The sequence below is a fragment of the Halomonas sp. LES1 genome (genome assembly GCF_031846005.1).
Classification (GTDB): Bacteria; Pseudomonadota; Gammaproteobacteria; order Pseudomonadales; family Halomonadaceae; genus Halomonas.
In genome coordinates this window covers 288627-296892 of the sequence record NZ_JAVRGC010000004.1, presented here as the reverse complement: position 1 = coordinate 296892, position 8266 = coordinate 288627, and the positions used below count along the sequence as shown (strand labels likewise).

Annotated in this window: 8 protein-coding genes; 1 reads left to right on the top strand and 7 read right to left on the bottom strand. The window is 55.8% G+C overall.

All coding sequences use genetic code 11. From position 1 onward, the window contains the following. Positions 1 to 295 precede the first annotated feature (295 nt). A complete protein-coding gene (locus tag RM463_RS11700) occupies positions 296 to 700 on the top strand; it encodes a hypothetical protein (RefSeq protein WP_195689691.1) in 405 nt (134 codons plus the stop codon). Between the two features lie 247 nt (positions 701 to 947). Here RM463_RS11700 and paaZ read toward each other — a convergent pair whose 3' ends face one another. The 7 genes from paaZ to paaK all read right to left on the bottom strand — a co-directional run bounded on the left by paaZ (position 948) and on the right by paaK (position 8244). Beyond that, a complete protein-coding gene (gene paaZ, locus RM463_RS11695) occupies positions 948 to 2990 on the bottom strand; it encodes a phenylacetic acid degradation bifunctional protein PaaZ (protein WP_311430137.1) in 2043 nt (680 codons plus the stop codon). Between the two features lie 108 nt (positions 2991 to 3098). Further along, positions 3099 to 4196: a 1,2-phenylacetyl-CoA epoxidase subunit PaaE gene (paaE, locus tag RM463_RS11690; protein ID WP_311430136.1), complete on the bottom strand. Its 1098-nt coding sequence runs from the start codon at positions 4194 to 4196 to the stop codon at positions 3099 to 3101. An 8-nt stretch (positions 4197 to 4204) separates the two neighbouring features. After that, positions 4205 to 4744, bottom strand: a complete 540-nt coding sequence (gene paaD, locus RM463_RS11685) for a 1,2-phenylacetyl-CoA epoxidase subunit PaaD (RefSeq protein ID WP_195689688.1) — start codon at positions 4742 to 4744, stop codon at positions 4205 to 4207. A gap of 23 nt (positions 4745 to 4767) precedes the next feature. Beyond that, the gene (paaC, locus tag RM463_RS11680; RefSeq protein ID WP_311430135.1) at positions 4768 to 5532 is read right to left on the bottom strand and encodes a 1,2-phenylacetyl-CoA epoxidase subunit PaaC; all 765 of its coding nucleotides are present in this window, start codon (positions 5530 to 5532) and stop codon (positions 4768 to 4770) included. Between the two features lie 18 nt (positions 5533 to 5550). Then, on the bottom strand, positions 5551 to 5838 hold the full coding sequence (gene paaB, locus RM463_RS11675) for a 1,2-phenylacetyl-CoA epoxidase subunit PaaB (protein ID WP_229333176.1): 288 nt from the start codon (positions 5836 to 5838) through the stop codon (positions 5551 to 5553). A gap of 12 nt (positions 5839 to 5850) precedes the next feature. After that, positions 5851 to 6807, bottom strand: coding sequence for a 1,2-phenylacetyl-CoA epoxidase subunit PaaA (paaA, locus tag RM463_RS11670; protein ID WP_195689685.1), 957 nt, complete (start codon positions 6805 to 6807; stop codon positions 5851 to 5853). 123 nt (positions 6808 to 6930) lie between these two features. Next, positions 6931 to 8244: a phenylacetate--CoA ligase PaaK gene (gene paaK, locus RM463_RS11665; protein ID WP_195689684.1), complete on the bottom strand. Its 1314-nt coding sequence runs from the start codon at positions 8242 to 8244 to the stop codon at positions 6931 to 6933. Between the last annotated feature and the right edge of the window lie 22 nt (positions 8245 to 8266).

Sequence of the window (8266 nt, the reverse complement as noted above, 5' to 3'; positions counted from 1 at the left end):
CTGCCGGACGTGGCGACGGGAACGATCTTCCGCGGTGTGACGCCGTTCTGGGTGGCGGGCACGCTTCGCGCCTTGCTGGTGCTGCTGTTGCCGGGCATTGTGCTCTTCCTTCCCGATCTGCTCTATTGATTAGCTGAGACGTCGAAGCAATAGTAGAAGCAGATACATAAAATACTTTGTTAAATAATTTTTAGTATCAAGAGCCACCCTGATTTGACGTCAGTCAAATCAGGGTGACTCCCGTTGCGCTATCCTGAAAGTGAGCAGTAAGTGTTACGAAACGAGGAGAGCGAAAATGGAAAGATTGTCTGATTATATCCAAGGGGAACGCGTGGTTCGTGAGCTTCGGTACCATGCTCCGGAGGCCCTGGAAGAGATGCTCTGTGACCTGACGCAGCCTTTGAGCATGCCGCTGGAGAGGGCCATGGGGCGGACCATCGATGACAATCGGGTGCCAGCCTTCAAGCCCTCAGAGGTATTGATGCCGGCGATGATGAAGACCTTCGAGGTGATTCCAGACGCCATTGCTCATGATGAACTGATGTCATTGGAATCTGCCTGCAATCGCTGCGAAGTGGCCGGTCATTGCTGGAAGGCAATGCGGGCTGGTGCCGGTATTGAGGCGTGTCGTGGCTTCTGTCCGAACGCTGAGAGCTTTATGGCTCATGGCCCGGAGGAAGCTGAGGCAGCGATAGAGTGAGAAGTGGGATGTGGTGCTTGGCTGCTCGGATTGAGTCCGTCGTAGCATCAGGGAGCCGCGTGAGAGCAATGAGGCCGGGTGCTGTGCTTATTATCGCTTGAATTCAGGTGCTTGAATGTAGAGTGTGAGGACGTAGCGGGTGCTTTTATGCCGGTATCGGCATAAAAGCACCCGCTTTGCGTGGGATGGTGTCAGGTTCGGGCCTGCTGCCTATCAGCAGTCAGGCCTCATCACCGATATCGAGGGCTTACTGCTGTTTGGCGACCAGCGTCAGAATGTCATAGCTGGCAACCAACTCGTCATGCTGATTGGTAACCGCGACATCCCACATGACTACGCCCTGGGGATGTCCTTCAGGGGAGGTACGGCCCTGGTCGATCTTGCGCTTGCATGTCAGACGGGCGCGGATGGTGTCACCGGCGGCTACCGGAGTGATAAAGCGCAGGGTGTCCAGGCCATAGTTGGCCAGGACGGGGCCTTCACCCGGGTAGATGAACAAGCCAGCAGCTGCGGATAGCACGAAGTAGCCGTGAGCGATGCGCTGCTTGAACTGGGTCTTTTGCGCGGCGATTTCATCGAAGTGCATATAGAAATGGTCGCCGGAAAGACAGCCGAAGTTGACGATGTCCGCTTCGGTAACGGTGCGGCGATGAGTCAGCAGGGATTCGCCGACCTGCAGAGTATCGAAGTGCCGACGGAATGGGTGGACATCGCTCTCGATCACTTCGGCGCCACGCACATACTCACGTGTAACGGCAGCTACCATGGTCGGTGAGCCCTGAATGGCGGTGCGCTGTAGGTAGTGATGCACAGCGCGCATGCCGCCCAGTTCCTCGCCACCGCCGGCGCGGCCTGGGCCGCCGTGCTTGAGCATGGGGAGGGGGGAGCCGTGACCCGTGGATTCTTTCGATGCCTGAGCATCCAGAATCTGCAGGCGACCATGCTGGGCGGCCAGCACCGGGATCATCTGTGCAGCGATAGCGGGGTCCTTGGTGGTGAGGGTAGTCACCAGGCTGCCCTTGCCCTTGGCGGCGATAGCGAGGGCCTCATCGATACCGTTATAGGGCATGAGGGTAGCCACCGGGCCGAAGGCCTCGATGTCGTGGGCGCCGCCATCATCCATGGGGGCGCGGTTGATCAGCAGGTGGGGGGCGATAAAGGCACCGTTTTCCACGCCTTCACCCACGGGCTTGAGGTCTTCGGTCTTGCCGTAGGCGCACTCGCTGGATTCCAGAAGGCGGTCGATCGCATCATTGACGTCCTGAAGCTGACTCTGTGAGGCAAGGGCTCCCAGCCGAACACCTTCCTCTGCCGGGTTACCGTAACTGATCCTGCTCAGGCGCTCCTTGAGCCGCTCGGTCAAGGCGTCCAGATGTTCCGCTGGCACTAGAACCCGGCGAATGGCGGTACACTTCTGACCGGCCTTGGCGATCATCTCCTTTACGACTTCCTTGGCGAAGATGTCGAATTCTTCATCTTGCGGTGTGACGTCCGGGGCCATGATGGCGCTGTTGAGGGAGTCCGCTTCGGCATTGAAGGGGATGCTCCTGGCCATGATATTGGGGTGATTCTTCAGCTTCAGGGCGGTGCTGGCGGAGCCGGTGAAGGTGACAAAGTCCTGTTCATTCAGGTGGTCCAGCAGGTCACCGGTACCGCCGATGATAAGCTGCAGAGCACCCTCGGGAAGCAGACCGGAGTCATGCATAAGCCGCACTGTCGCTTCGGTGAGGTAGCTGGTGGCGGTCGCTGGCTTGAAAATGCACGGCATACCCGCCAGGAATGCCGGGGCAAACTTCTCCAGCATGCCCCAGATGGGGAAGTTGAAGGCGTTGATATGTACCGAGACACCGCGACGTGGTACGAGGATATGGGTGCCGTTGAAGTGATTATCCTTGCCTAGCTGGGTTACCGGGCCTTCGTGAGCCACATTACCGGAAGGCAGCTCCTTGCGGCCCATGGAGGCGTAGCTAAACAGGGTGCTGAAACCGCCGTCGATGTCGATGCCGGAGTCCGCCTGCGTGCATCCGGTATGATAAGAAATAGCGTACAGTTCCTTCTTGCGCTCCTGGATATAAATAGCCAGCTCTTTGAGGATTGCTGCGCGCTGTTGAAAATCCAGTGTCAGCAGATTTTTTACACCAGTTCTTCGTCCGTATTCGACGGCTTGTGCAAAGTCGATGACTTCTTCATGGGTATGGGCAATGATGTCGCCATTGATGGCACTGGGCAGTGCCTTGGCTGGTGTTTCACCCAGCCACTGGCCGGCGATATAACTTTGAAGGACTGACATTAAACGTTCTCCCAGTAAAAAAGTGTTGACCGGTGACGACAAGATTCGTCACCGTAGCCAGAACATGGTATGGGGCGAAGCGAGCGGGATAAGTGGCTTGGACGAATATCAGCGCTGATCGAAGTCGAGAGTCACTTCATCGGTGAGGGGGTGAGCCTGGCAGCTCAGCACATAGCCAGCTTCGATTTCGTGTTTCTCGAGTCCATGAGCCACGTCCATGTCGACCTCGCCCACAATCAGCTTGCACTTGCAGGTGGAACAGACCCCGGCCTTGCATGAGTAAGGAAGATCCATGCCGTTGGCGATCCCGGCATCGAGAATATTCTCACCTACTGTCGCCAGGTCGAACATGACCGAGCGTCCATCCGCAACCACGGTGACCTTGCTGGTCTTCTCCTCGCCGTACTCCTCGATACGCTGTTGCGCCTTGGCGAGCATCTTCTCGGAATCTGCCGCGGAGTTAGCGAACAGCTCATAGTGGATCTGCTCATTGCTCAGGCCTTCGAGACGAAAACCATGTGAGACCTCAGACATCATGGCTTCAGGGCCACAGATAAAGGCTTCATCGGTATTCTTGATATCGATAAGGCCACTTTTTTGTAGTGCATAGCCTTTCTTGTTATCGATGATACCGTTAAGAAGATCCGCCCCCTGGTCTTCGTAGTTCATTACATTGATCCACTGAAACCGGTCCAGGTGACGGTTCTTTACGAAGCTTAGTTCATCCTTGAACATAACCGAGCTGCTACGGCGGTTTCCGTAAATCAATGTCACTCTGCTGTTTGGCTCGGTGTCAAGCACTGACTTGATGATAGAGAGAGTTGGTGTGATGCCTGACCCCGCTGCTATGCACATGTAGTTCTTGGCATTTTCAGGGTCCAGCTGTGTATAAAACGTACCCTGTGGCGGCATGACATCAACTTCCATACCACGCTTGAAATGGTCATTGGCGTAGTTGGAAAACCTTCCATTCTTGACGCGCTTGATGCCAACTCTCATATGACCATCATTGATACCGGAACAGATAGAGTAGGAGCGACGTACTTCCTCTCCGTCGATCCAGGTCCGCAGAGTCAGAAATTGTCCCTGAATGAAATCGAATGTAGCTTTCAGCTCCTCGGGGACGTCGAAGGTCACGCAGATGGCGGTATCTGTCTCCGGCTGGACGTCGGCGATTCTCAGCGTATAGAAGTTCGTGTCAGACATCACGTAGCCTATATTGTCTTGAAATAGTCAAAAGTTTCCTTGCATGCTTGGCACTGGAACAGGGCCTTGCATGCGGTGGAGCCAAATTCGCTGAGGAGCCTTGTGTCACGCGAGCTACAGTGCGGGCAAATGGCATGAGCGTCGGGTGTCAAGCCATCTTCGGTTATATCAGCATCTTCTGGCGGAGCGACACCATAATTGCGCAGGTTGCGACGCCCCTCCGGCGACATCCACTCGGAGCTCCAAGCGGGTGATAGCTGTACTTTTACTTCAAGGCTTTCATACCCCTTGGCGTTCAGTGCGGCTTCGATGTCTTCGGTAATGGTATTGATTGCCGGACAGCCGGAGTAAGTTGGCGTAATGGTAACGATAATATGCTCACCATGACGCTCAATATCACGCAAGATACCCAGGTCCCAGATGCTCAGCACCGGTATTTCGGGATCCTTGACCTCGTCAAGCAGGTCCCAGAGCTCTTTTACCTCGGAGCTGCTACGCTGCTGTAACCGATGGTACTGTTCCTCCGGCATTAACGATATTTCGCTCATAACAAATCACCCAATATACTTGACTACCATTGGCAGCCAGGATAGGAGCGGTGCACGAATTGCATCTCTGTCAGCAGGTGACCCAGATTTTCGGTGTGGTAGCCGATACGTCCACCGCGCACTGCCCAGCCATCTTCCGGCACTTCGAGGGTCGCTTCCGTGAGGATGCTGCTAACCTGCCTGAGCCACTCGTCGCGTAGCTTGGTGGTATCAACTCCGATACCGTTGTCGGCCAGGACGCTCTCGGTTTCATCCATCTCGAACATCTCGTGGGTATAACCCCAGAGGCTGTTGACCGCCTTCTGTGCGCGCTGATGGCTCTCCTCGGTGCCGTCTCCAAGACGCAGTACCCAGTCGCGGCTGCGGCGCAGGTGATACCGGGTCTCCTTGATGGCCTTGGCTGCGATGGCTGCCAGGGTATCGTCCTTGGAGTCCATCAGCTCGGGCAGTACCAGGCTGTAGTAGACGTCCACAAAGAGCTGTCGAACCTGTGAGTAGGCGAAGTCGCCGCGGGGCATCTCCATCAGCAGTAGATTGCGGTACTGACGGTCGTCGCGCATGTAGGCAAAGTCGTCCTCTGTGCGCCCATCACTGGCCAGCTCCGCTGCATAGCCGAAGAACATGCGGGCGCGACCGACATAGTCCAGTGCCACGTTGGCATAGGCGATGTCCTCTTCGAGGAAAGGTCCGCGACTTACCCACTCCGAAATCCTGTGCCCCAGAACGATGGAGTCATCGCCTAGGCGGGTTGTGTACTCTAGAGTGGCACTCTTGATGTCATTGCTCATTACGCTATCTCCGCTTGTTTACATGTTGTTGACGGCATCGGGGAGTTCGTAATAAGTCGCGTGCCGATAGGGCTTGTCATCGTTGGGGTCGAAGAAGTCTTCTGCATCGTCTTCCTGAGATGCGCAAATATCCGACGACTTGACTACCCAGATGCTGACGCCTTCACTGCGCCGCGTATAGACATCACGAGCATACTCGAGTGCCTGGGCATGGTCTTCGGAATGCAGGCTGCCGACATGTTTATGATCAAGCCCGCGCTTAGAGCGAATAAAGACTTCGAAAAGTTCCAGAGCGTTGTCTTTCATGGTCATTTCTCCTTAAGCGGCCTTGGTTTTCTTTGCCTGCTTTTTGGCATTATAGGCAGCTAGAGCCTCACGGACCCAGGCACCCTCTTCGTGAGCCTGAATATGATGCTCAAGGCGCTGACGATTACAGTGGCCATTACCAGCAATTACGTTGTAGAACTCTTCCCAGTCGATTTCACCGCTATCATAGTGGCCGCGCTCTTCATTCCACTTTAGATCCTTGTCGGGGTGCTCGAGACCGAGAAATTCAATCTGTGACGCGGTTTGATCGATGAACTTCTGGCGAAGGTCATCGTTTGTTTCACGCTTGATTTTCCATTCCATGGACTTCGCGGAATGAGCAGACTCTGAATCGTGAGGACCGAACATCATCAATGCGGGCCAGTAGAAGCGGTTCAGGGAGTCCTGAGCCATTGCCTTCTGTTCCGGAGTACCATTGACCAGCGACAACATGATGTCGTAACCCTGGCGCTGGTGAAAACTCTCCTCCTTGCAGATACGAATCATGCCGCGCGAGTAGGGCCCGTAGGAGGTGCGCTGCAGGGATACCTGGTTGACGATGGCTGCCCCATCGACCAGCCAGCCGATGGCACCCATGTCACCCCAGGTCAAAGCAGGGTAGTTGAAGATCGAAGCGTATTTCGCCTTGCCACTCTGTAGCGCCTCGATCATCTCTTCACGAGTAGTCCCCAGGGTCTCCGCCGCGCTGTAGAGGTAGAGTCCATGCCCCGCTTCATCCTGGATCTTCGAGAGCAGGATTGCCTTGCGACGCAGGGAGGGCGCGCGGGTCAAGAAGTTCCCTTCCGGCTGCATGCCGATGACTTCGGAGTGGGCATGCTGAGAAATCTGGCGAATCAGGTTCTTGCGATACTTTTCGGGCATCCAGTCCTTGGGCTCGATCTTCTCTTCAGCATTGATCTTGTCCATGAACTGCTGTTCTTGAAGAGATACCTGCTTTTCATAGGACATCTTTATACTCTCCAGTAATGGGTTGAGCCTGGGTTGCCTGGCTGTTCCCACAGCATAGCAGGTCGGCTCAAAAAGCGATACGCAAATTGGCTTGCCTGGTATTAAAGTTGTATCACCATATGGTTATCGCAGGTCTTTCACGCGCTTGGCCTTGCCTACCGAGCGCATGACCTCTTCCACGCTGCAGACATCGACCTTGCTGCTGATGCCTACATAGGTCTTGATAGCGTGCTGCAGGTGTCCAGCCAGCTGCTCGCAGGCCACTGGGTCGCGGGCGACATCGTTGTTGCAAGCCTCGACCCGTACGCGGACCATGTCCATGTTGCCTTGGCGTGTCACTTCGATCTCATAGTGTGGGGAGAGTTGTTCGATCTTGAGCAGCTGTTCTTCGATCTGTGTCGGGAAGACATTGACCCCGCGAATGATCAGCATGTCGTCGCTGCGGCCGGTAATCTTGTCGATACGACGCATGGGGCGTGCGGTGCCTGGCAACAAGCGGGTCAGGTCACGGGTGCGGTAGCGGATCACCGGCAGCGCTTCCTTGGTCAGGGTGGTGAAGACCAGTTCGCCATACTCGCCGTCGGGAAGCAGTTCGCCGCTGATGGGATCGATGATCTCGGGGTAGAAGTGATCCTCCCAGATGGTCGGGCCGTCCTTGGTTTCCAGGCACTCCATGCCAACGCCCGGCCCCATTACCTCCGACAGACCGTAAATATCCAAAGCATCGATACCCAAGCGCTGTTCGAGGGAGAGACGCATGTCATTGGTCCAGGGCTCGGCGCCAAAGATGCCGGTCCGCAGTGGCAGTTTGTGCGGATCGATACCTTGCCGCTCCATCTCATCGGCAATGTTGAGCATGTAAGATGGAGTCACCATGATGATTTCTGGCTGAAAGTCACGTATCAGCTGCACCTGCTTCTCGGTCTGCCCACCAGACATTGGAATTACCGCGCAGCCCAGTCGTTCGGCGCCATAATGGGCACCGAGTCCGCCTGTGAACAAACCATATCCGTAGGCCACATGTACCTTGTCGTTACGGCTGCCGCCGGCTGCGCGGATGGAGCGAGCGACAACATCGGCCCAGATATCGATGTCATTCTGTGTATATCCCACCACGGTAGGCTGGCCGGTGGTGCCACTGGAGGCGTGAATTCGTACGATATCGCTCATCGGTGTGGCGTACATGCCGAAGGGGTAGTTGTCCCGCAGGTCAGCCTTGGTAGTGAAGGGGAGTTTGCCGAGATCCTCGATACTCTTGATGTCTTCGGGGTGCACGCCGGCACTGTCAAAGGACTGGCGATAGAAGTCCACATTGTCGTAGGCGTGCTTCAGGCTCCACTGCAGGCGCTTGAGCTGAGTACTGCGTAGCTCGTCGATGCTGGCAGTTTCCAGATGGTCGAGGTTGGCGGTGTCGATGGGCTTGACGGTCTGTTTCATGGGAGCTCCGGTCGCAGGGGTT